The following is a 23859-nucleotide window of genomic DNA, read 5'->3' as shown; positions in this document are numbered from 1 at the left end:
ATGTGGCGCTGAAGTGGTAGAATGTCGGCTTCCTCAATTTATGCCGTTTTTGTATTTCCGGCAGCTTTTTCAATCACGTCACAGCGCTAGTCGCCCATCATCATGCCTCTTTCCACGCTTTCCGCCCTGTCGCCACTCGATGGCCGTTACGCCAGCAAAACCGATAAATTGCGTCCTATCCTGTCTGAATCAGGTTTTATGCATCACCGGGTAAAAGTGGAAATTGCATGGCTGCAAGCTTTGTCGGCAGCTGGCTTTGCTGAAATCAAGCAGTTTTCGGCCAGCGCCAATGCATTGCTGAACAAACTGACGACCGATTTCACCGAAGCCGATGCACAACGCATCAAGGATATCGAAGCGGTCACCAACCATGATGTCAAAGCGGTTGAGTACTGGCTCAAGGAACAAGTCAAAGACGTACCTGAACTGGTCGCTGCGACTGAATTCATCCACTTCGCCTGCACTTCGGAAGACATCAACAATACTTCGCACGGCATGATGCTCAAGGCCGCACGTGATTCCGTCCTGGTGCCGGCACTGCAAGGCCTGATCAGCAAACTGACACAACTGGCGCACGACAATGCAGCCGTGCCTATGATGTCGCGTACCCACGGCCAGCCAGCCAGCCCGACCACCCTCGGCAAGGAAATGGCGAACGTGGTGGCACGCCTGAAGCGCGCGACCGACCGTATCTCTGCAGTTGAAATCCTCGGCAAAATGAATGGCGCAGTCGGCAACTTCAATGCGCACTTGTCAGCCTATCCTAACCATGACTGGCAAGCCTTCTCGAAAGAAGTCATCGAGAAACGCCTGGGCCTGACCTTCAACCCGTACACCATCCAGATCGAACCGCATGACTACATGGCGGAATTGTTCGATGCCATCGCGCGTACCAATACCATCCTGCTGGATTTGAACCGCGACATCTGGGGCTACATCTCGCTCGGTTACTTCAAGCAATCGACCAAAGCCGGTGAAATCGGTTCGTCGACCATGCCGCATAAAGTCAATCCAATCGACTTCGAAAATTCCGAAGGCAATCTGGGTATGGCTAACGCCGTCTTGAAACACATGGCAGAGAAGCTGCCTGTTTCGCGCTGGCAGCGTGACCTGACCGACTCCACCGTACTGCGCAACATCGGCGTCGGCTTTGGCTACGCACTGCTGGCCTATGACAGCTGCCTGCGCGGCCTGAACAAACTGGAAGTCAATCCGGTCCGTATTGCACAAGACCTGGATGAAACCTGGGAAGTATTGGCAGAACCGGTACAAACCGTGATGCGCCGTTACGGCATCGAAAATCCTTACGAGCAATTGAAGGACTTGACCCGCGGCAAGGGTATTTCGAAGGAAGCGCTGCAGGAATTCATCGTCACCCTGGCAATTCCGCAAGAAGCCAAGGATCACCTGCTGGCCATGACCCCTGCCAACTACATCGGCTACGCCACCAAACTCGCAAAAGAGATCTAATTAGTGTCCCAGCCACTGAAGCCTATTAAAACAGGCTTCAGCACGCTGGGATTTATTTTGCTATATTAGTTCTAATTTGAACTAATAAGCAAAACACTATCTATGCGCCGCTACACCCTGACTGCAATTGCGCTGCACTGGCTCATGGCGATCCTGATCATCGCCGCCTTCTGGCTGGGCCTGACCATGGTCGATATTCCCGGCCTGACTCCTACCAAACTCAAATATTTTTCCTGGCATAAATGGCTGGGAGTGACCGTGTTCGGCCTCGCCTGTCTGCGTTTGCTCTGGGCGCTGGGCCATCCGGCGCCGGCACATCCACCTGGCATGGCTGACTGGCAAAAGAAAGCTGCACGTGTCTCGCACGGCCTGATGTATGTATTAATCTTTGCGGTACCGCTGTCCGGCTACTTCTACAGCCTGGCTGCAGGCGTACCCGTGGTCTATCTCGGCATCGTGCCACTGCCGGTATTCATCGGCCCGGATCCTGAATTGAAGGCCTTGCTCAAGCAAGTGCATTACGCCTGCAATGTCGTTCTGCTTATCGTTTTTTTCCTGCATATACTGGCTGTCATCAAACACCAGCTCATAGACCGCGACCGCACGCTGCAACGCATGCTGCCGTAAATATATTTTTACCGAAAGGATTACCCATGTTCGTTCGTTCCCTCTCCAGCCAAACCACCCGCTGGCTGGCCATTGCCGGTATCGCGCTGGCGCTACCGGCACTCGCCGCTACCGCACTGAAGACAGATCCGGCCAAAAGCAAAGTCAGCATCACCTTCAAGCAACTGAATGTACCGGTCGAAGCGACCTTCAAAAAATTCAACGCACAGATCACCTATGACGCAGCCAAGCCAGACACCTCCAAAGCCAACGTCGAGATCGACGTCAACGGCTTCGATCTGGGCGACCCTGAATACAACCGCGAAGTATTGAAAAAAGAATGGTTTAACGCAGCACAATTCCCGAAAGCGACTTTCGTTTCCAGCCAGATCAAAGCTGGTGCAGCAGGCAAACTGGATGTCACCGGCAAGCTCACCATCAAGGGCAAAACCACTGACGTCAACTTCCCGCTCACAGTCAAAAAAGAAGGCAGCAACCAAGTCTTTGAAGGTGTATTACCAATCAAACGCCTGACCTACAACATCGGTGAAGGTGAATGGAAAGACACCAGCATGGTAGCCGACGAAGTCACGATTAAATTCCGTGTCGTCGCGGCGCAATAAGCAGTTCCGGTAACAAAAAATTAATTAACCCACACAGGAGTCATTTGAATGAAATCCAAACTTGCACTGATCTGTTTGCTGGCCGCTGGCGCGAGCTCCGCATTTGCACAAACCTACACCATCGATCCTAGCCACACCTACCCTAGCTTCGAAGCTGACCACATGGGCATCTCGTTCTGGCGCGGCAAGTTCGAAAAAACCAGCGGCACTGTAGTGCTCGACCGTGCAGCAAAAACCGGTTCGCTGGACATCGTCATCGATGCAAACTCGATCGACTTCGGCCATGCCAAGATGAATGAACACGCCAAAGGCAAGGACTTGTTCAACGTAGAGAAATTCCCTACCGCGACCTACAAAAGCAAATCGATCAAGTTCGATGGCGACAAGCCAGTTTCGGTTGATGGTGAATTGACCCTGCTGGGCGTCACCAAACCAGTGACTCTGACCATCAACAAATTCAAATGTATCCAGCACCCTATGCTGAAACGCGAAGTGTGCGGCGCCGATGCATCTGCTGAATTCAAACGCAGCGATTTCGGCCTGAATTACGCTTTGAACTATGGCTTCTCGCCTGACGTCAAACTGGCGATCCAGGTTGAAGCAGTCAAAGCAGACTGAGTAAGCGTAGCGATTGTGTAATCCTGAAAGCCGACGTTATACTCCGTCGGCTTTTTTATTTTTATGGACAGTAACTGGGTTTATGGCTGAACGATATCTCCGCAGCATCCGTCTCCTGGCTGAGTGCTTTCATGCATTCGAACGCCAGTCGGGCGCCAATATACGCTGCCGTACCGGCTTGACACCATCACAGTTCGACATCATTGCCACGCTGGGCAATACCTGCGGCATGAGCTTCAAGGAACTGGGAGAAAGAACACTGATTACCAAGGGCACCCTGACTGGCGTGATCGACCGTCTGGAAGAGAAAGGCCTGGTAACACGCGTCACCCAGGTCGAAGACCGCCGCAGCACGCTGGTCAAACTGACCGCTGCCGGTGATGCCGAATTCCATCGCGTATTCAGCCAGCAAATCGCTTTTGGCAAACAATCCTTCGTGAACTATGAGGCGCAGGATTTTGATGCTTTGGATCGCGAGCTGACCAAGCTGCACGCCAACCTGACAGGCAGCGAACCCAAACAAAAGTACTGAATTGACAGTCACTGACAGCCAATAAAAAAGCCGGCATATGCCGGCTTTTTGTAGCTACAGTGCTTAGACGACTGCACCGTCGTGTTCGTCTTTTTCCTTGACCGGCTTCAGCAAGTCTTCGCGCTTCACGCCCAGCCACATCGCCAGTGCTGCCGCAACGAATACCGAAGAGTAAATACCGAAACAGATACCGATGGTCAGTGCCAATGCAAAGTAATGCAGGGTAGGACCGCCAAAGAACAGCATCGACAACACCATCAACTGGGTCGAGCCGTGAGTAATCACGGTACGCGAAATAGTCTGGGTAATCGCATGGTTCAGCACTTCTGCGGTTGGCAATTTGCCGAAACGACGATCCCGGAAGGTTTCACGTACCCGGTCAAACACCACCACCGATTCATTGACCGAGTAACCAAGTACCGCCAGCACCGCCGCCAATACCGTCAGTGAGAATTCCCACTGGAAGAAGGCAAAGAAACCGAGAATAATCACCACGTCATGCAAGTTGGCGAGGATCGCTGATACCGCGTACTTCCATTCGAAGCGTATCGCCAGGTAAATCACGATACCGATCACCAGCATGCCCAGCGCCATCAAACCATCATGCGTCAACTCCTCGCCCACTTGCGGACCGACGAATTCAACGCGCTTCAGTTCAACCGTACTGTCCTGCGCCTTCAACGCACCGATCACGCGTTCGCTGATCTGCGCCGAGTCTGCATTCTTTTGCGCCGGCAAACGGATCAATACGTCTTGTGCAGTGCCGAAACTTTGCACCTGCATATCGACATAACCGAGCTCAGTCAGCTTGCCGCGCACGCCTTCAATATCGGCTGGCTGCGAATAGGTGACTTCCATTACCGTACCACCGGTAAATTCAATCGACAGATGCAAACCCCGATGCAGCAGGAAGAATACGGCAGCGACAAACGTCAGCGCAGAGATGATGTTGAAAATCAACGCATGGCGCATGAACGGGATATCTTTTTTGATGCGGAAAAACTCCATCACTTCCCTCTCAGTGCGACCGCCGCTGTGTATATATCAGCAGGCGGTCTGTCTAAATACAATTCAGTAGTTACAGCTGAAGCGTCGACCTGACGCTTCATTTTTCAATATCAGTCGGCCGGCTTCCAGACCTGACCGATGGATACCGATGTCAATTTCTTCTTGCGGCCATACCAGAGGTTGACCACGCCACGCGATACGAACACGGCAGAGAAAATCGAAGTCAGGATACCCAGACAGTGCACTACCGCGAAACCGCGCACCGCACCGGAACCGAAGATCAACAGTGCCAGGCCGGCAATCATGGTGGTGACGTTGGAATCGAGAATGGTTGCCCACGCACGTTCAAAGCCCATCGCAATCGCTGTCTGCGGTGAATGTCCGGCTCGTAACTCTTCGCGTATCCGCTCGTTAATCAGCACGTTGGCGTCAATCGCCATACCCAGCGTCAGCGCAATAGCGGCGATACCCGGCAAGGTCAGCGTTGCCTGCAACATGGACAACAAGGCAATCAACAGCATCAGGTTGACTGCCAGCGCAAATACGCTGAAGAAACCAAATGCGCGGTAGTAAATGATCATGAAGATGCCGATGGCGATGAAGCCGTACAGCGTCGCATCAAAACCTTTCTTGATGTTTTCCGCACCGAGCTGAGGTCCGATGGTACGTTCTTCAATGATTTCCATCGGTGCTGCCAGCGAACCAGCGCGCAACAGCAAAGCGAGGTCGCTGGCTGCTTCAGCCGAACCCATGCCAGTGATCTGGAAGCGTGCACCCAGTTCATCACGGATGGTCGCAACGGTCAGGACTTCACCCTTGTTCTTTTCAAACAGCACGATCGCCATCGCCTTGCCGACACGGGTACGTGTTGCTTCACGCATGCGACGACCACCATCACCATTCAGGTCAATACTGACCGATGGCTGATGGTTTTGATCGAAGCTGGCCGAAGCGCTGGAGATGTATTCACCGGTGATGATCGGATCTTTGTACAGAACGACAGGTGCGTTCTTGCCGACTTTAAACAGCTCGGAACCGAAAGGTATCGCAGCAGTTTCTTCGGTACCACGGGTAACCGATTCATCCACCAGGCGGACTTCCAGGGTCGCGGTTTTACCGATGATGTCCTTGGCGCGCGAAACGTCTTGCACACCAGGCATTTGCACCACGATACGATCAGCACCCTGACGCTGGATCAGCGGCTCGGTCACGCCCAGTTCATTGACACGTTTCGACAGGGTGGTGATGTTTTGCTGAACCGCGTCTTCTACTGTTTGTTTCAATGCGGTCGGATTCAGGCTACCAACCAGTTTCAGGTCTTCACCGCTGCCTGCATCAGTCAGCACCAGTTCACGCAATTCATTGCCCAGCACGGTACGCGCCTTGTTGCGGGTATCGGCATCACGGAACGAGATTTCCACATTGTCGCCACTACGTGCGATACCGGCATGGCGAATGTTCTTGTCGCGCAAGATGCTGCGGGCGCTGGCTTGCAAGCCGAGTACGCGCTTGTTCATCACTGCCTTGATATCGACCTGCATCAGGAAGTGCACACCACCGCGCAAATCGAGGCCAAGGTACATAGGTGCAGCGTTCAGGCTTTGCAACCACGATGGCGTATTCGGCAACAGATTGAAGGCGACCAGGTAGGTCGGATCTTCCGGATCAGTATTCAGGTCTTTTTCCAGTATGCCTTTGGCTTTGAACTGGATATCGGTATTCGGGAAACGCACGCGGACGGTACCCTGGGTACCTATCGTTTCATAGACTATCCCGTCGTACTGGATACCGTCTTTTTTCAGCGCCTGCTCAACCTGAGTGATCAGGGAACTATCTACCTTGACGGTAGCTTTGGCACTGCTGATTTGCACCGCTGGCGATTCGCCGAAAAAGTTAGGCGTCGTATACAACACACCCAACAGGAGTGCGACAGCGATAATTATGTACTTCCAGAGGGGATAGCGATTCATATTGATTCAGGGTTCGGGGTGGAACGTCAGACAAAAATCAACCCCACGTCCGCCTGGCGGAGGTGGGGCGTTTAACCCATTACAGCGATTTGATCGTACCCTTAGGCAACAAGGTAGTGACTGCGCTTTTTTGAATCACGATCTCGGTACCGTCTTGTACTTCCAGCGACAAGTAGACATCGGAAACCTTGGTGATCTTGCCCAGGACGCCGCCTGCTGTTACGACTTCATCGCCACGTGTTACGGCTTCGATCATGGCCTTGTGTTCTTTTTGACGTTTCATCTGTGGACGTATCATCAGGAAGTACAGCACAACGAACATCAGGATGATAGGAACGAATTGGGCCAGATTGCCCATGACGCCGCCGGCGGCAGTTGCAGCGTAAGCGTTGGAAATAAACACGTGTATGCTCCAGAGTGTAGTAAGGGTTTATAAATATGGGTCGGTTATTTTAGCACTGGAAAATCGCTTTTCCGGTGCTGACTGATTTTCATTATGGAAAGTTCAGCTTCCGCGTGCGCGATCTGCATGGAATTGGCTCACAAAGAGCTGGAATCGCCCTTCGTCTATCGCTTCCCGCATCTCTCGCATCAGGTCCAGATAGTAGTGCAAGTTATGTATCGTATTCAGTCTGGCCCCCAGAATTTCGCCGGTACGATGCAAATGATGCAAGTAAGCGCGTGAAAAATTGCGGCAGGCATAGCAGGAACAGCTTTCATCCAGCGGTTTCTTGTCATCCTTGTAACGCGCGTTCTTGATCTTGATATCGCCAAAGCGGGTAAACAACCAGCCATTACGGGCATTGCGCGTAGGCATCACGCAATCAAACATATCCACACCATTCGCCACGCCCGCCACTAGGTCTTCCGGTGTGCCGACGCCCATCAGGTAATGCGGCTTGTTCGCTGGCAGGCGCGGGCCGACGTGCTCCAGCACCCGCATCATGTCTTCCTTGGGCTCACCGACCGACAGGCCGCCGATTGCCACGCCGTGGAAATTCAGCTCTTCCAGCCCGGCCAGCGACTCATCGCGCAGCATTTCAAACATCCCGCCCTGTACGATGCCGAACAGGGCATTCGGGTTTTCTTCGCGATTGAACTCGTCCATCGAGCGTTTCGCCCAGCGCAGCGACATGCGCATCGACTTCGCTGCTTCTTCAGCCGTAGCCGGACGACCGTCGATCTCATAGGGTGTACATTCATCGAACTGCATCACGATGTCGGAATTCAGCACGCGCTGGATTTGCATGGACACTTCCGGCGACAGGAATAATTTATCGCCGTTGATAGGCGATGAAAAATGCACGCCTTCTTCGGTGATCTTGCGCATCTCGCCCAGTGAGAACACCTGAAAACCGCCGGAATCCGTCAGGATGGGCTTATCCCAGCCCATGAATTCATGCAGCCCACCGAATTTGGCGATGATGTCATTGCCCGGACGCAGCCACAGATGGAAGGTGTTGCCGAGGATGATTTGCGCATTGATCTCGTTCAGCTCCAGCGGCGACATCGCTTTCACCGAGCCATAAGTACCGACCGGCATGAAAATAGGCGTTTCGATGACACCGTGGTTCAGTGTCAGTTGGCCGCGACGTGCTTTACCGTCGGTTTTAAGTAATTTGAAATTTAGCATGGTGGCATTCTGGTCAAAAACATCGCATCGCCATAGCTGAAGAAACGATAACGTTGGGAAATGGCGTGTTGGTATGCAGCACGAATAGTGTCGTAACCGGCAAAGGCCGACACCAGCATCAGCAAGGTGGACTTCGGCAAATGGAAATTGGTAATCAGGCGCGTGACCGTTTTAAAGGTATAGCCCGGCGTAATGAATAAACGCGTATCGGCACTACCTGCCTGCAGCACCCCGCTTTGCGAAGCCGATTCCAGTGCGCGCATGCTGGTCGTGCCGACCGCCACCACATTGCCGCCAGCGGCTTGCGTGGCTTGCACCAGATCGACTGTTTGCTGCGAGATGGTGTACCACTCGCTATGCATATTGTGCTCGGCCAGGTTTTCACTGCGCACCGGCTGGAAAGTACCGGCACCGACGTGCAGCGTGATGTAAGCCAGCTTCACGCCTTTCGCAGTCAGCGTATCCAGCAAATCCTGGTCGAAATGCAGACCTGCAGTCGGCGCCGCTACTGCACCCGGCGTCTTCGCGTACACGGTCTGGTAGCGCGTTTCATCGTAGGCGTCGGCCGCATGTTCGATATACGGCGGCAAAGGCAGACGGCCATGCGCCTCGATCAGCTCGAATACATCATCCGGGAATTGCAATTCGTAAAACTCACCGGCGCGCTCGCCGACGATCACATCGAATGCATCAGCAAGGCGGATGCGCATACCGACCGTAGGTGACTTGGACGCGCGTATCTGCGCATGCACATTGCGCTGGTCTATCACGCGCTCAACCAGCACTTCAACCTTGCCGCCGGTTTCCTTGACGCCAAAGAAGCGCGCCTTCAGCACACGGGTGTCATTGAATACCAGCAAATCGCCAGGTGACAGCAAGTCGACGATGTCGGCAAAATTACGGTCCGTCATTTGCGCGGGCAGAACCTGCAGCAGGCGCGAAGCACTGCGCTGCGCCAATGGTGTTTGCGCAATTAACTCTTGCGGCAAATCGAAATCGAAATCGGAAAGTGAATACATACAACTTTGATGTTTGAAAACGTCGTTAAAAATGTCATGCATATCGCATGACGGCTTCGGTTTTACTGTCCGAGGTGTGACGCAGACAAATTTGTTTGCAGCAATCGCGCGGCAGAACTGCTATGGTTGCAATGCTTGCAGTCTCGGCCTTACATGTGTTGCCACACGCAAGACACATGAAGTCATCGCAAAACCTGCTATTTTACGCCCTGCCGCCCATTTTCGGCCCGATATGCCTGTACTGAAGAAAAAGCCCGCCACTGTTGCCAAAAAGACCAGTAAAACGACCAAGTCGGCGGCTCCGACACGCGCAGAGAAAATCGACGACAAGCTGATCAAGCTCGGCCTGCGCTCGGACATGGATAAAGTCCTGCATCTGCCGATGCGCTATGAAGATGAAACCGAAATCAAAAGCATCGCCCAGGCTGGCTTCATCTTTGGCCGCCCGGTGCAGGTCGAAGGCGTAGTTACTTCCTGCGAAGTCGCGTTTCGGCCACGCCGGCAACTGGTGGTAACCATCTCTGATGACACCGGTCAGTTGGTCATGCGCTTCCTGAACTTCTACGGCAGCCAGGTCAAGCAAATGGCCGAAGGCAACCGGGTGCGCGCCCGTGGTGAAGTGCGACATGGTTTCTTCGGTGCGGAGATGGTGCACCCCAGCTACAAGATGGTGGTCGAAGGTGCACCGCTACCCGCTGCACTCACCCCTGTCTATCCAGCCGGTGAAGGCCTGTCGCAAACCATACTGCGTAAAACCATAGTCGACGCCATGACGCGCATAGAGTGGCGCGATACATTGAGCGACAAGCTGCGCACCGAACTGGACCTGATGCCGTTCGAACCGGCAGTGCGCCTGTTGCACAACCCGCCGCCGGATATCGATGAAAGCGCATTGGCGGATCGCTCACATGCGGCCTGGGTCAGGATGAAATTCGATGAATTGCTGGCACAGCAGCTATCGATGAAACGGGCACAAATGGCGCGCCGCGCCAAAGGTGCGGCGGTACTGCCAACCATAGGAAAACTGTCCAAGGCTTTCCTCAAGCAACTGCCATTTAAACTGACCGCCGCGCAACAACGCGTGCTGGAAGAAATCCGCGCCGACCTCAAGCAATCCTTCCCCATGCAGCGCCTGTTGCAAGGTGATGTCGGCAGCGGCAAGACCGTGGTCGCAGCACTGGCGGCAGCACAAGCAATCGACAGTGGTTTCCAGGCCGTGCTGATGGCTCCGACTGAAATCCTGGCCGACCAGCACTTCCGAAAAATTGCGGGCTGGATGGAACCGCTGGGTGTGAATGTCGCATGGCTGACCGGCAGCCTGAAGAAGAAAGAAAAACTGGAAGCCAAGGAGCGCATAGAGGCCGGTACTGCCCAGCTCATCATAGGCACGCATGCGCTGATACAGGAAGACGTGCAGTTCGCCAAACTTGGCCTGGTCATCGTCGATGAACAGCATCGCTTCGGTGTCAGCCAGCGCCTGGTACTGCGCAACAAAGGCGTGGACACCAATGCGCACGCCACACAACAAACCATACCGCATCAATTGATGATGTCGGCCACGCCTATTCCGCGCACACTGGCCATGACTTACTACGCCGACCTTGAAGTCTCGGTGATTGATGAGCTGCCGCCCGGACGTACGCCTATCGTGACACGCGTGATCGACCAGAATCGCCGTGATGAAGTGATAGAGCGTGTACACGCCGCCGCACTGGAAGGACGCCAGGTTTACTGGGTCTGCCCGCTGATCGAAGAATCGGAAGCGCTGCAATTGCAAACCGCGACCGATACGCACCAGACACTGGTTGCAGCGCTGCCTGATTTGCAGGTCGGCCTGGTGCACGGCCGCATGAAGCCTGCCGAAAAGCAGGAAGTAATGGACGCCTTCACCCGCGGCGAAATCCACTTGCTGGTTGCTACCACCGTAATTGAAGTCGGCGTCGATGTACCAAATGCTTCATTGATGGTGATCGAACATGCGGAGCGCTTTGGCCTGTCGCAATTACATCAGTTGCGTGGTCGGGTCGGCCGTGGTTCGGCTGCCAGCGTCTGCCTGCTGCTGTATCAGGGGCCACTCGGCATGGTGGCCAAGCAACGCCTCGGCATCATGCGCGAATCGACCGACGGTTTTGAAATTGCGCGCAAGGATCTGGAAATACGCGGCCCGGGCGAATTCCTCGGCGCGCGTCAATCAGGCCAGGCGATGCTGCGTTTTGCCGACCTCGAAACCGATCAATGGCTGGTGGATCGTGCGCGCGATCTGGCGCAAACCCTGTTGCGGGATGACCAGTCTACCGTCGATGCACATCTGGCGCGCTGGCTCGGTGCACGTGAGGACTACCTGAAGGTATAGAATAGGCTACTCAATCGCTCTATACCCAGGTACAGACCCGAAGGCCCAGACCCCACCATGACGCTTACCGAACTCAAATACATAGTTGCCGTCGCCCGTGAAAAGCATTTCGGCCATGCGGCAGAAGCATGCTTCGTAGCGCAACCTACCCTTTCCGTCGCCATCAAGAAGCTCGAAGATGAGCTGGGCGTTACCTTGTTCGAACGTGGTGGCAGCGAAATCTCGATGACGCCGCTGGGCGCACAAATCGTGGCGCAAGCCGAACGCGTGCTGGAACAAACCGCCGCCATCAAGGAAATCGCGAAGCAGAATAAAGATCCGCTGGTCGGTCCTTTCCGCCTCGGCATTATTTACACCATCGCACCGTACCTGTTACCACCGCTGGTAAAAACCCTCATCGAGCGCGTGCCGCAAATGCCGCTGGTGCTGCAAGAGAATTTCACCGTCAAGCTGCTGGAGTTGCTGCGTCAGGGCGAACTGGATGCCGCCATCGTCGCGCTGCCTTTCCCTGATCAGGGCTTGCTGGTGCAACCGGTGTATGACGAGCCGTTTGTCGTCGCCGTCCCCAAACATCACAAATGGGCGCAGCGTGACAGCGTCAGTACCGATGACCTGAAATCAGAAACCATGCTCCTGCTCGGCAATGGTCATTGCTTCCGCGATCAGGTACTGGAAGTGTGTCCGGAAATGTCGCGCTTCTCGACTTCCGGCGATGGCATCGCCCGTACCTTTGAAGGTTCATCACTGGAAACCATACGCCACATGGTGGCTTCCGGCATCGGCATCACGGTCTTGCCGCAAGCATCCATCCCCGACATGCAAGCCAAGGATGGCATGTTGCGTTACATCCCATTTAAGCAACCGGGTCCTTCGCGTCGTGTCGTCCTCGTCTGGCGCAAGAGCTTTACCCGCGGCGCCGCGATAGAAGCAGTACGACAAGCATTGTTGTCCTGCGATCTGCACGGCGTCACCATGCTGCCCGATGAACCACTGACTGAAGCCTGATGCTGGCGCATCAGGTCGTTTTTCGTTTTGTATTAAGTTCTTACCTCTAGATGAATCGTCTTCAACTGTATTTCCGCCTGATCCGCCTTGATAAACCGATAGGCATTTTGCTGCTGCTCTGGCCTACGCTGTGGGCCTTGTGGCTGGCCTCCAACGGCAAACCGGACTGGGCGATAGTCGCCATCTTCACACTGGGTACCATCCTGATGCGTTCTGCCGGTTGCGCCATCAACGATTACGCGGATCGTGATTTCGACAAATATGTGGAACGTACAGTGGAACGTCCTGTCACCAGCGGCAAGATCAAACCATATGAAGCGGTGCTGGTCGCACTGGTATTGGCTCTGGTTTCATTTGCGCTAATCTGGCCGCTGAATACATTGACCAAGCAGCTCTCCATCGCCGCCGTCATCATCGCCGCCACCTATCCGTACTTCAAACGCTTCTTCGCGATTCCACAGGCTTACCTCGGCATTGCGTTCGGCTTCGGCATCCCCATGAGTTTTGCTGCAGTACAGAACACGGTACCGGCTGCAGCATGGTGGCTATTGGTAGCGAATATCTTTTGGGCCGTTGCCTACGATACGGAATACGCGATGGTCGATCGGGAAGACGACCTGAAGCTGGGTATGAAAACCTCGGCCATCACATTCGGTTCTTACGATGTCGCCATCATCATGCTTTGCTACGCAGTGAACCTGGGCATCATAGGTGTCATAGGCTGGCAATTCGGTTTGCGCATCTGGTTCGTTGCCGGTTTGCTGGTCGCCGTTGTTTGCGCGATTTATCACTACACCTTGATACGGGATCGCGGACGCGCCGGTTGCTTCGCCGCCTTCCGTCATAACAACTGGCTGGGTGCTGCCATCTTCGGCGGTGTCGCGCTGGATTATCTGTTGCGCTGATCAGGTAACTATCCATGTCCGCCATCCCACCCAACGCAAATACGACAGACGCAGCCACGGTCAAACGGTATTTGCCCTGGGTGGTGGCGATTGCACTCTTCATGGAGCAACTCGACTCCACAATTATCAACACCGCCGTGCCTGCGATGGCGGCCAGCCTCAACGTCACGCCCCTCAGCCTGAAGGCAGTCGTCAGCTCCTACATTCTGGCGCTGGCAGTTTCTATACCTATCAGTGGCTGGATGGCAGATCGCTTCGGCACGCGTCGCGTCTTCAGTGTTGCGGTTGGCTTATTCACTTTTTCTTCCATCCTGTGCGGCCTGTCCGTGAATGTCCCCATGCTGGTGGCGGCACGGATACTGCAAGGCTTCAGCGCGGCAATGATGATGCCGGTCGGCCGCCTGACCGTGATACGTACCTTCCCGAAATCAGAACTATTGTCGGCGATGAACTTCGTCATCATCCCGGCCCTGATCGGACCGCTGCTCGGACCGACAGTAGGCGGACTCATCGTGCACTGGCTGCCGTGGCAAGCCATCTTCTTCGTCAATGTACCAATAGGATTGGCAGCGCAATGGATGATCCACAAGCATATGCCGGACTATCGCTCGGACTCGCCGCGACCACTGGACGTCATCGGACTCATCCTGTTCGGTTCCGGCGTGGCACTCATGTCGTGGATACTGGAAATATTTGGTGAACATTATCTGGATGCGACCTCGACCACTATCTTGTTTGTGATCGCTATCGCATTGTTATGTGCCTATGTCTTGCATGCACGGCGCACCCTGCATCCGTTGTTGCAACTGGCGCTGTTTAAAACCCGTACCTTCCGCGTTTCGGTGGTCGGCGGTTTTATCACACGCCTAGGCGTAGGTGGTCTGCCCTTCCTGTTGCCGCTGCTGTACCAGCTCGGGCTGGGTCTGCCCGCCTGGCAATCCGGCTTGCTGATGATGCCGACTGCTGCCGCAGCAATGCTGATGAAACTGATCTCGGTACGCGTACTCGGTCACTTCGGTTATCGCAAAGTCCTGATCGTGAATACGGTGATGATAGGCATCACGATCTCACTGTTCTCCATCATCACGCCTGGTACACCCATTGCAGTGATCCTCCTGCTCGGACTGGCGCAGGGTTTCTTTAATTCGCTGCAGTTTTCCAGCATGAATTCGATGGCTTATTCGGATATCAATCCGGAAGACTCCAGCATGGCCAGCACTATCGCCAGCTCCATGCAGCAAATGTCGATGAGCTTCGGTCTCGCGTTTGGCTCCATTATCGCAGCGTGGTATCTGGGTGACTTGCCGCAATCTGATCGCGCCGCAGTCGGCAATGCCTTGCACCATGCCTTCCTTACTCTAGGCGGATTAACCATACTTTCCTCCTTGTCGTTCTGGACCTTGCGACCGAACGATGGCGAGAGCGTCAGCAAAGCTCATGCAGCAAACTAAGCAGTCTGTTCCTATCCGATAACCGAGGGAGTCGATGATGAATCGCAAACGTGTAGGCATAGTCATTTTTGATGACGTCGAAGTACTGGATTTTTGTGGTCCGTATGAAGTCTTTTCCGTCACGCGTATCAATAGCGAAAAGCGACGTGAAGAGCCGTCGCCATTCGAAGTCATACTGGTGGCCGAACAAGATCAGCCCATTGTGACTACCGGCGGCATGCGCGTCTTGCCGGACACCACTTATGCAACCTGCCCGCCGCTGGACATATTGCTGGTTCCTGGCGGCTGGGGCACACGCAAGGAAATGCACAATCCGGCCTTGCTACACTTCGTCAACGCACAGGCGGCGCAAGTGGAAACCCTGACTTCAGTTTGTACCGGCGCACTGGTGCTGGGCAATGCCGGTTTGCTGGACGGCTTGCGTGCGACTACGCACTGGCGCTCACTGGACTGGATGCAGGAGCTCTTCCCGAATGTCACGGTGGACTCGGTATCGCAGGTAGTTGAGCAAGGCTATGTGCTGACCTCTGCCGGCATATCCGCCGGTATCGATATGGCATTCATGGTGGTAAAAAAATATTGGGGTGAAGATGTCGCACGCGCTACCGCACGTCATATGGAATACCCATATCCTGAATCCACAGTCAGGCGCGTGCCGCTGGCTGCAAAGGAGTAAGCGCAGATGCACATACGCCCGGAACGCGCTGACGATACAGATGCGATAACTGCGGTAACGCGCGCCGCGTTCCAGGATCATCCGCATAGCGATCAGACCGAACACCTCATCATTGCCGCCCTGCGTGCAACAGACGCACTTGCGCTATCGCTGCTTGCCGAAGTGGACGGACAGGTAGTCGGCCATATTGCATTTTCTCCGGTTACCATCTCGGACGGTAGCACCGGATGGTATGGCCTGGGACCAATATCCGTATTGCCCGGCAAGCAGAAACTAGGGATAGGCACCCGCCTGATCGAAACCGGGCTGGACTTGCTACGCGCAGATCAGGCGCAAGGTTGCGTGGTGGCTGGCGACGCTGCCTATTACCAGCGCTTCGGCTTCCGACACAGCGATACCCTGGCTTATCCTGAGCTACCAGCCGAGTACTTCCTCGCCCTGCCTTTACAGACGAATTCTGCGCATGGAATCGTGCGTTACCACCCGGCATTTTCCGCGCCGGCATAGCAGGGTGACATGCAGAAACATTTGGTAACAGGCCTTACCAAAAAGGCATGCACACAGTAGTCCTTTTCCTGTTTAATGAAAACTCCGTATCAACATGTTTACACATGTATGCAATGCGGAGGCATTTTCGCCATGACAAGGAGCAGAGATGAAGAGCAAAATAATTATTTCGTCGATTATGACGGTAGCTCTGTTGGCCAGCAGCGCAGCATTTGCGCAAGGCTATGACCGCGGTGGTGATCGCGGCCCGCAAGGCAACCCGCACAGCAATAAGTACGGCGACAAACACGGTAACAAGCACGGTGACAAGCATGGGAACAAGCACGCCAACAAACATGATGACAGACATGACAACCGACATGCTGGGCGTGGCGCCGGGCCTAACCATAACTTCTACAAAGGTGGTTACATCCCACGCGAATACCGTGGCCACCAATATGTTGTCAACGACTGGCGCGGACATCATTTGACGCCGCCGCCACGTGGCTATAACTGGGTGCAAACCGGTGGCGACTATGTCCTGATCGCCATTGCAACCGGTGTGATCGCACAAATCATCCTCGGCAATTAATCAAACCAGCCTGAAGACAGCATAAAAACAAAGGCCGGATGTCCAACAGACATCCGGCCTTTTTAACATCTGCGCAGCAATTATCAACTGCGGCTAAATCCTAGTCCTGACCAAATTCTTCGCCCAGTGCCTGACCGCGTGCGGCAGCTGCTTTCATCGCAGTGATGATGGATTGTTTGACGCCGCTGGCTTCCATGCTGGTCAATGCAGCATAGGTGGTACCACCTTTGGAAGTAACTCGTTCACGCAATACACCAACCGGATCACTGGATTGTGCTGCCAGGTGCGCCGCGCCAACAAAAGTCGAAATCGCGAGTGCGTTGCCTTGCTCTGCCGTCAATCCCATCTCCTGTGCCGCCTGTTGCATCGCTTCGATGAAGTAAAACACATAGGCTGGCCCGCTACCGGATACAGCTGTCACCGGATCGATCAGTTTTTCATCATCCAGCCATACGGTCTCACCGACTGCGCGCATGATGGCATCCGCTGCGGCGCGCTGCTCGGCGCTGACACCGGCGGTCGCCACCATGCCGGTGATGCCCTTGCCTATCAATGCCGGGGTATTCGGCATGGTACGGACGATGGCATTGTGCCCCTTCAGCCAGCGCGACAAATCTACCGCGCGTATGCCCGCTGCAATCGACAACACCAACTGCCCGTTAATGTGCGGCACCAATTGTGCGACCACGCCCTTCATCTGCTGCGGCTTGACTGCGAGCACGATGACATCACTGCCAGCCAGCGTGGCATCGATATCGGACGAAGTGCGGACACGGAACTGCTGCTGTAATTTCGCCAGCGAATCGGCGTTGATATCAACTACATGAATATTGGCCGCCGCAGTCAATTTGCCTGCGAGACCACCGATCAGGGCAGCAGCCATATTGCCGCCACCGATGAAACTGATTTTCAAATTATTTTGCATATTCCCTTGTACCAAAAATTGCGGAACCTATCCGCACTATAGTTGCGCCTTCGGCGATGGCTGCCGCCATGTCGCCAGACATCCCCATGGATAAAGTATCCAGTTTTAATCCCTGCTCGCGCAATTGATCAAGCAAAGCATGCATTTGCCTGAACGGTGCGCGTTGTTGTTCTGCATCACCGGTCGCCTCGGGTATCGCCATCAGGCCGCGCAGCTGCAGGCGCGGCAAAGCGGCAATCGCCTGCGCTACCGCCAGCGTTTCTTCCGGCAAAACACCGCTTTTACTGGCTTCGCCACTGATATTCACCTGCAAACAAACATTCAGCGGCGGCAGTCCGTCCGGACGTTGTTCTGACAAACGTTGCGCGATTTTCAGGCGATCTACCGAGTGTACCCAGTCGAAGTGCTCGGCGATGGGACGGGTCTTGTTGCTCTGGATGGGGCCTATGAAGTGCCATTCCAGCTGCAAATCCGGGCGTGTTGCCTTTACTTCAGCGATCTTTTCCAGCGCTTCCTGCAGGTAGTTTTCGCCAAAAGCACCCTGTCCGGCCTCGGCCGCGGCGATCACGGCATCGGCACCAAACGTCTTGGATACCGCCAGTAATTCCACGCCGTGCACATCGCGTTGCGCACTGTTCGCGGCGTCGGTGATCCGCTGACGCACAGCTTGCAAGTTTTGGCCTATTACAGACATAATCAAAGTTCTTTAAAGCATCAATAAAGCGTCACCATAACATCGGTACGCAAACAGGGCGTTACGCCTTTTTGCAGCAGGCTCAGGGATTATAAATGGACATTTCAGAACTACTCGCGTTCTCCGTCAAGAATAAAGCATCCGATCTGCATTTATCAGCCGGGCTGCCGCCGATGATCCGTGTACATGGCGATGTCCGCCGCATCAATTTGCCGCCACTGGAGCACAAGGATGTGCACGGCATGATTTATGACATCATGAATGACGGTCAGCGCAAAGTATATGAAGAACGACTGGAGATCGACTTTTCCTTCGCCATCCCCGGCCTCGCCCGCTTCCGTGTCAATGCCTTCAACCAGGATCGGGGTGCCGCCGCGGTACTGCGTACCATTCCATCGAAAATCCTCAGCCTGGAAGATTTGAATGCGCCCAAGATCTTTGCCGATCTCGCATTGAAACCACGCGGCCTGGTGCTGGTGACCGGCCCGACCGGCTCCGGCAAATCGACCACACTGGCGGCGATGGTGAATCACGTCAATGAAAACGAATACGCACACATCCTGACCATCGAAGATCCTATCGAGTTTGTACACGACTCGAAGAAGTGCCTGATCAACCAGCGCGAAGTCGGCCCACACACCCACTCCTTTGAAAACGCCTTGCGCTCGGCGCTGCGTGAAGATCCGGATGTGGTGCTGGTCGGCGAATTACGTGACCTGGAAACCATACGCCTGGCACTGTCTGCGGCGGAAACCGGTCACCTGGTATTCGGCACCCTGCACACCTCATCCGCCGCCAAGACTATCGACCGTATCATCGACGTCTTCCCGGGCGATGAAAAGGAAATGGTGCGCGCGATGTTGTCCGAATCACTACAAGCCGTGATTTCGCAAACCCTGCTCAAAACCAAGGATGGCAGTGGTCGCGTCGCTGCGCATGAAATCATGCTCGGCACCCCGGCGATTCGTAACCTGATCCGCGAAGCAAAGATCGCGCAAATGTATTCGGCGATCCAGACCGGTGCGAATGTCGGCATGCAAACGCTGGACAGCAATCTGACCGAGCTGGTAAAACGCAATGTGATTTCCAATGCTGCTGCACGTGCTGCTGCCAAGACGCCGGACAACTTCCCAGGATGAAGACGGGCTTGCGCAAAGCATGCTTTGCGCCGCCTGAATCGGAGCAGCTTGCAAGCTGCGAGGTGGAAATGTAGTACAAGTTACGCCGGTGTAAAAAACAGACCTAGAGAGAGTCACTATGGAACGCGATCAAGCCACTAAATTCATGTACGACTTGCTGCGGCTCATGCTCAGCAAGAACGGCTCCGATCTTTTCATCACCGCTGACTTCCCACCTGCATTCAAGATAGACGGCAAGATGACACAAGTGTCCAACCAGCCGCTGACAGCTGCGCACACCATCGAACTGGCGCGCGCCATCATGAGCGACAAGCAGGCGGCGGAATTTGAAGCCAGCAAGGAATGCAATTTCGCGATCAGCCCGGGTGGCATCGGTCGCTTCCGTGTTTCTGCTTTCGTACAGCAAGGCAAGGTCGGCATGGTGGTACGTACCATCACCACCGCTATCCCGCGCATGGAAGACCTGGGCGTGCCTGAAACGCTGAAAGATATCGTCATGACCAAGCGCGGCCTGGTCATCATGGTCGGCGCGACCGGCTCTGGCAAGTCGACCACGCTGGCAGCGATGATAGGTCACCGCAACGAACACAGCTACGGCCACATCATCACCATCGAAGATCCGGTCGAGTACGTCCATCCGCATAAAAACTGCGTCATCACCCAACGTGAGATCGGCGTCGATACCGAAGGCTGGGGCGTGGCACTGAAGAATACTTTGCGCCAGGCGCCGGACGTCATCTTCATCGGCGAGATTCGCGACCGTGAAACCATGGACTATGCAATTGCCTTTGCCGAGACTGGCCACCTGTGCCTGGCCACCATGCACGCCAATAGCTCCAACCAGGCACTGGATCGCATCGTTAACTTCTTCCCGGAAGAACGTCGCCAGCAATTGCTGATGGATTTGTCGCTAAACCTGAAAGCGATGATTTCGCAACGCCTGATTCCTTTGAAAGAAACCAAGGGCCGCTGCGTTGCAGTCGAGATCATGTTGAACTCGCCGCTGGTGTCCGACCTGATCTTCAAAGGCGATGTGCATGAGATCAAAGAAATCATGAAGAAGTCGCGCGAGCTCGGTATGCAAACCTTCGACCAGGCTTTATTCGATTTGTATGAAGGCGGCAAGATTTCTTACGAAGACGCATTGCGCAATGCTGATTCGGTCAATGATTTGCGTCTGTCGATCAAGCTCAATGGCAAGGAAGCCAAACACCGCGATTTGAGCAAAGGCACTGAACACCTGGGGATAGTATGAGCACCGTTTATGACTTTACGCCGAACAGCCTGGGCGGTTCGGCGGTCGATCTCGCACAGTATCGCGGCAAAGTACTGCTGATTGTGAATACCGCCAGCAAATGCGGCTTCACGCCGCAATACCAGGGACTGGAAGCGGTGTACCAGCAGTTCCGCGATCAGGGCGTAGAAGTACTCGGATTCCCGTGCAATCAGTTCGGCAGCCAGGAACCTGGCGATGCAGCCGAGATAGGCGCATTCTGTGAAAAGAATTATGGCGTCAGCTTCCCGCTGTTTGCCAAGATAGACGTGAATGGCGACAACGCCGATCCTTTGTACAAATACCTGAAGCACGCAGCGCCCGGCCTGCTCGGCAGCGAAGGCATCAAATGGAATTTCACCAAATTCCTGATCCGCAAGGATGGCAGTGTCTTCAAGCGCTATGCACCGCAAACCAAGCCGGAAGAGTTAACAGACGACATCAAGAAGCTGCTCGCCGAATAAACACACCGCACAAATAAAAACGCTGGCAATACCATCAGGTAAGCCAGCGTTTTTTATTGCAAAAAGTTTGCTTAGTGCGTTGCGCTCAATGCGCTGTCTATCAATTCTATCCAGTGTTTGACCGGCGTATCGGTACCCGATTGCAGATGCGTCAGACAACCAATATTGGCCGACACGATCATCTCTGCCTTGGTCTCAGCCAGCTTGGCCAGTTTGTTATCGCGCAGCTGGTAGGACAGCTCAGGCTGCATTACCGAGTAAGTACCGGCCGAACCACAGCACAGATGGCTGTCGCCGCACAATTGCACATCAACGCCTACCGCACGCAACACACCTTCAACCTTGCCACGTATCTGCTGACCGTGCTGCAAGGTACAAGGCGGATGATAAGCCACGCGTTTCGAAATCTTGCCGTTCAGCTTGCTTTCCAGTTCAGCTTCAAAGGCAGGCATGATTTCACTCAAGTCTTTGGTCATGTTGGAAATCACTGTCGCTTTCTCTGCGTAAGCAGGATCTGCCGCCAGCAAATGTCCGTAATCCTTGACCGTCGCGCCACAACCGGAAGCGGTCATGACGATCGCTTCAGCACCAGCCAATACCAGCGGCCACCATGCGTCGATATTGCGACGCATATCATCCAGCGCACCGTCATGGTCATTCAGGTGATGCCGGATAGCGCCGCAGCAACCGGCTTTCGGTGCCACGACCAATTGCACACCGAGTGCATCCAGCACACGTGCCGTCGCGGCATTAATATTGGGCGACATCGCGGGTTGTACACAACCATCAAGCAGCAGCATCTTGCGCTCATGTGCACGTGCTGGCCAGATCCCTGCATTTTCTGCGCGTGGTACTTTGTTCTTGATCGCCTGCGGCAGCAATGGGCGGAACAGCTGACCGGTTTTCATTGCAGGCGTGAACAACCATTTGCGCGGCAAGATTTCTTTCAGCGCTGTACGTTTCAGTTTCTGCGAGAACGAATACGGTACGCGATCCTCGACCACCTTGCGGCCGATATCAACCAGCCGACCATACTTCACGCCGGACGGGCAAGTCGTTTCGCAATTGCGGCAAGTCAGGCAGCGATCCAGATGCAACTGGGTTTTCGCGGTAGGTGTCTTGCCTTCCAATACTTGCTTGATCAGATAGATACGACCACGCGGGCCGTCCAGCTCATCGCCCAGCAACTGATAGGTCGGGCATGTGGCGGTACAAAAGCCACAATGCACGCAGCTGCGCAGAATCGCGTCAGCCTCGTGGCCTTCGCGGGTATCTTTGATGAAATCGGCTAAGTTGGTTTGCATTGATTCCTACACTCTTCTGAAAGTAGCACCGCGCTTGCGGCAGCTTAGTACTGCGCGTACATACGACCCGGATTGAAAATACCGTCAGGGTCAAAATTGTTTTTCATGTTTTGATGAATGCGACCCAGCGCTGGTGCCAGCGGATGGAACACACCGACTTCCTTGTCACCGCCACGGAATAAGGTCGCGTGGCCACCAGCCGCCGCAGCAGCTGTGCGTATGGTGTCTGCGCTTTCGTTGGTACGCAGCCAGCGCTGTGCGCCGCCCCACTCGATCAGTTGCTGGCCTTGCAGCGCGATAGGTGCAGTGGTGGAAGGCACTGACAAACGCCACAACACATCTGATTGCGTGAAGAATTCATTGCTTTGCTCACGCATCGCTATCCAGAAATCATCACCATTTATTTCTTCGCCACCTATGGTTTGCTGAGCTGCCGCCAGCGCTGCTTTGGCACCGGACAAGCGCAACATCAGCGCACCGTCACACCATGCACTGGCGGAGATAGGCAGAGGCTGACCGCCCCATTCATTCAGACGGCGTATCGCATCCTTCTCATCCATCTCGAGACGCAAACTGGTTTGTGCGTACGGCTTGGGCAATACCTTGAGCGAGACTTCCAGCAACAAACCCAGCGTGCCCAGCGAACCTGCCAGCATGCGCGAGACATCGTAGCCCGCCACGTTCTTCATGACCTGGCCGCCGAAGTGCAGGGACTCGCCCTTGCCATCCATCAGCACCACGCCGAGCACGAAGTCGCGGGTCGCACCGACTGCGGCACGACCAGGACCGGACAAGCCGCTGGCGACCATGCCGCCGACAGTTGCACCCGGACCGAAATGCGGCGGCTCGAAAGCCAGCATCTGGTTTTGTTCTGCCAGAATGGCCTCCACTTCCGCCAATGGCGTACCGGCCCGTACCGTGATCACCAGCTCGGTCGGGTCGTAGGCAACTACACCGCTGTATGCGCGTGTGTCCAGCAACTCACCGACCGGAGTCCGGCCGTACCAATCCTTGGTACCGCCGCCGCGTATGCGCAAAGGCTGCTTGTTGGCAGCAGCCGCGAGGATACGCTCTTTAAATTGTTCGATTACCTGTTCCATACTGGCCTTGAGA

General features: G+C 54.7%; 24 protein-coding genes. 15 read left to right on the top strand and 9 right to left on the bottom strand.

The genetic code is table 11. The features are described from left to right. The first annotated feature begins 102 nt into the window (after window positions 1-102). The 5 genes from purB to H7U06_RS15230 all read left to right on the top strand — a co-directional run bounded on the left by purB (window position 103) and on the right by H7U06_RS15230 (window position 3849). Window positions 103-1470, top strand: coding sequence for an adenylosuccinate lyase (gene purB / locus H7U06_RS15250; protein WP_175626971.1), 1368 nt, complete (start codon window positions 103-105; stop codon window positions 1468-1470). A 102-nt stretch (window positions 1471-1572) separates the two neighbouring features. Beyond that, entirely contained in the window at window positions 1573-2097 is a 525-nt protein-coding gene (locus H7U06_RS15245) for a cytochrome b (RefSeq protein WP_175626970.1), read from the top strand. 26 nt (window positions 2098-2123) lie between these two features. Continuing rightward, a complete protein-coding gene (locus H7U06_RS15240; protein ID WP_175626969.1) occupies window positions 2124-2699 on the top strand; it encodes a YceI family protein in 576 nt (191 codons plus the stop codon). Window positions 2700-2747: 48 nt separating this feature from the next. Further along, window positions 2748-3317, top strand: a complete 570-nt coding sequence (locus tag H7U06_RS15235) for a YceI family protein (RefSeq protein ID WP_175626968.1) — start codon at window positions 2748-2750, stop codon at window positions 3315-3317. 82 nt (window positions 3318-3399) lie between these two features. Then, window positions 3400-3849, top strand: coding sequence for a MarR family winged helix-turn-helix transcriptional regulator (locus H7U06_RS15230; protein ID WP_175626967.1), 450 nt, complete (start codon window positions 3400-3402; stop codon window positions 3847-3849). A gap of 63 nt (window positions 3850-3912) precedes the next feature. On the opposite strand, the gene secF is transcribed toward H7U06_RS15230, so the two are convergent. The 5 genes from secF to queA form a co-directional block, all read right to left on the bottom strand. Further along, window positions 3913-4857: a protein translocase subunit SecF gene (gene secF / locus H7U06_RS15225; protein WP_175627113.1), complete on the bottom strand. Its 945-nt coding sequence runs from the start codon at window positions 4855-4857 to the stop codon at window positions 3913-3915. Window positions 4858-4967: 110 nt separating this feature from the next. Further along, on the bottom strand, window positions 4968-6827 hold the full coding sequence (secD, locus tag H7U06_RS15220) for a protein translocase subunit SecD (RefSeq protein ID WP_175626966.1): 1860 nt from the start codon (window positions 6825-6827) through the stop codon (window positions 4968-4970). Window positions 6828-6906: 79 nt separating this feature from the next. After that, entirely contained in the window at window positions 6907-7185 is a 279-nt protein-coding gene (yajC, locus tag H7U06_RS15215) for a preprotein translocase subunit YajC (protein ID WP_230089454.1), read from the bottom strand. Between the two features lie 147 nt (window positions 7186-7332). Continuing rightward, window positions 7333-8460 carry a tRNA guanosine(34) transglycosylase Tgt gene (gene tgt, locus H7U06_RS15210; protein ID WP_175626964.1) on the bottom strand — a complete coding sequence of 376 codons (1128 nt, stop codon included), beginning with the start codon at window positions 8458-8460 and terminating at the stop codon, window positions 7333-7335. Beyond that, window positions 8454-9479: a tRNA preQ1(34) S-adenosylmethionine ribosyltransferase-isomerase QueA gene (gene queA, locus H7U06_RS15205; RefSeq protein WP_175626963.1), complete on the bottom strand. Its 1026-nt coding sequence runs from the start codon at window positions 9477-9479 to the stop codon at window positions 8454-8456. Before queA ends, tgt begins: the two co-directional genes overlap by 7 nt. Window positions 9480-9711: 232 nt before the next feature. Here queA and recG point away from each other — a divergent pair, with 232 nt between their 5' ends. The 7 genes from recG (at window position 9712) to H7U06_RS15170 (ending at window position 16947) form a co-directional block, all read left to right on the top strand. Further along, on the top strand, window positions 9712-11832 hold the full coding sequence (gene recG, locus H7U06_RS15200) for an ATP-dependent DNA helicase RecG (protein WP_175626962.1): 2121 nt from the start codon (window positions 9712-9714) through the stop codon (window positions 11830-11832). A gap of 57 nt (window positions 11833-11889) precedes the next feature. Beyond that, window positions 11890-12837, top strand: coding sequence for a LysR substrate-binding domain-containing protein (locus H7U06_RS15195; protein ID WP_175626961.1), 948 nt, complete (start codon window positions 11890-11892; stop codon window positions 12835-12837). 50 nt (window positions 12838-12887) lie between these two features. Then, window positions 12888-13742: a 4-hydroxybenzoate octaprenyltransferase gene (gene ubiA / locus H7U06_RS15190; RefSeq protein ID WP_175626960.1), complete on the top strand. Its 855-nt coding sequence runs from the start codon at window positions 12888-12890 to the stop codon at window positions 13740-13742. A gap of 14 nt (window positions 13743-13756) precedes the next feature. Further along, window positions 13757-15193: a DHA2 family efflux MFS transporter permease subunit gene (locus H7U06_RS15185; RefSeq protein WP_175626959.1), complete on the top strand. Its 1437-nt coding sequence runs from the start codon at window positions 13757-13759 to the stop codon at window positions 15191-15193. Between the two features lie 37 nt (window positions 15194-15230). Further along, window positions 15231-15869, top strand: coding sequence for a DJ-1/PfpI family protein (locus tag H7U06_RS15180; RefSeq protein ID WP_175626958.1), 639 nt, complete (start codon window positions 15231-15233; stop codon window positions 15867-15869). Window positions 15870-15875: 6 nt separating this feature from the next. Then, window positions 15876-16376: a GNAT family N-acetyltransferase gene (locus tag H7U06_RS15175; RefSeq protein WP_175626957.1), complete on the top strand. Its 501-nt coding sequence runs from the start codon at window positions 15876-15878 to the stop codon at window positions 16374-16376. Window positions 16377-16524: 148 nt separating this feature from the next. Then, window positions 16525-16947 carry an RcnB family protein gene (locus H7U06_RS15170; protein ID WP_175626956.1) on the top strand — a complete coding sequence of 141 codons (423 nt, stop codon included), beginning with the start codon at window positions 16525-16527 and terminating at the stop codon, window positions 16945-16947. Between the two features lie 100 nt (window positions 16948-17047). Here the strand turns inward: H7U06_RS15170 and proC are convergent, their stop codons facing one another. Next, on the bottom strand, window positions 17048-17872 hold the full coding sequence (gene proC, locus H7U06_RS15165) for a pyrroline-5-carboxylate reductase (protein WP_175626955.1): 825 nt from the start codon (window positions 17870-17872) through the stop codon (window positions 17048-17050). Beyond that, complete coding sequence (locus tag H7U06_RS15160) at window positions 17862-18566, bottom strand: YggS family pyridoxal phosphate-dependent enzyme (RefSeq protein ID WP_175626954.1); 705 nt, start codon at window positions 18564-18566, stop codon at window positions 17862-17864. Before H7U06_RS15160 ends, proC begins: the two co-directional genes overlap by 11 nt. Window positions 18567-18661: 95 nt before the next feature. Here H7U06_RS15160 and H7U06_RS15155 point away from each other — a divergent pair, with 95 nt between their 5' ends. The 3 genes from H7U06_RS15155 (at window position 18662) to H7U06_RS15145 (ending at window position 21442) form a co-directional block, all read left to right on the top strand. Further along, window positions 18662-19705: a type IV pilus twitching motility protein PilT gene (locus H7U06_RS15155; protein ID WP_124575635.1), complete on the top strand. Its 1044-nt coding sequence runs from the start codon at window positions 18662-18664 to the stop codon at window positions 19703-19705. 118 nt (window positions 19706-19823) lie between these two features. Beyond that, a complete protein-coding gene (locus tag H7U06_RS15150; protein WP_124575636.1) occupies window positions 19824-20960 on the top strand; it encodes a PilT/PilU family type 4a pilus ATPase in 1137 nt (378 codons plus the stop codon). Continuing rightward, complete coding sequence (locus H7U06_RS15145; RefSeq protein WP_175626953.1) at window positions 20957-21442, top strand: glutathione peroxidase; 486 nt, start codon at window positions 20957-20959, stop codon at window positions 21440-21442. The genes H7U06_RS15150 and H7U06_RS15145 overlap by 4 nt, the downstream gene beginning before the upstream one ends. Before the next feature lie 71 nt (window positions 21443-21513). Here H7U06_RS15145 and glcF read toward each other — a convergent pair whose 3' ends face one another. Next, complete coding sequence (gene glcF / locus H7U06_RS15140) at window positions 21514-22746, bottom strand: glycolate oxidase subunit GlcF (protein ID WP_175626952.1); 1233 nt, start codon at window positions 22744-22746, stop codon at window positions 21514-21516. Window positions 22747-22790: 44 nt separating this feature from the next. Beyond that, window positions 22791-23846, bottom strand: a complete 1056-nt coding sequence (gene glcE, locus H7U06_RS15135; protein ID WP_175626951.1) for a glycolate oxidase subunit GlcE — start codon at window positions 23844-23846, stop codon at window positions 22791-22793. Window positions 23847-23859: the final 13 nt, after the last annotated feature.

Source organism: Herminiimonas sp. Marseille-P9896, from assembly GCF_903993245.1.
Lineage (GTDB): Bacteria > Pseudomonadota > Gammaproteobacteria > Burkholderiales > Burkholderiaceae_D > Oxalicibacterium > Oxalicibacterium contaminans.
Note: the sequence above shows the minus strand (reverse complement) of the source record. Positions and strands in the feature narration are given on the sequence as shown.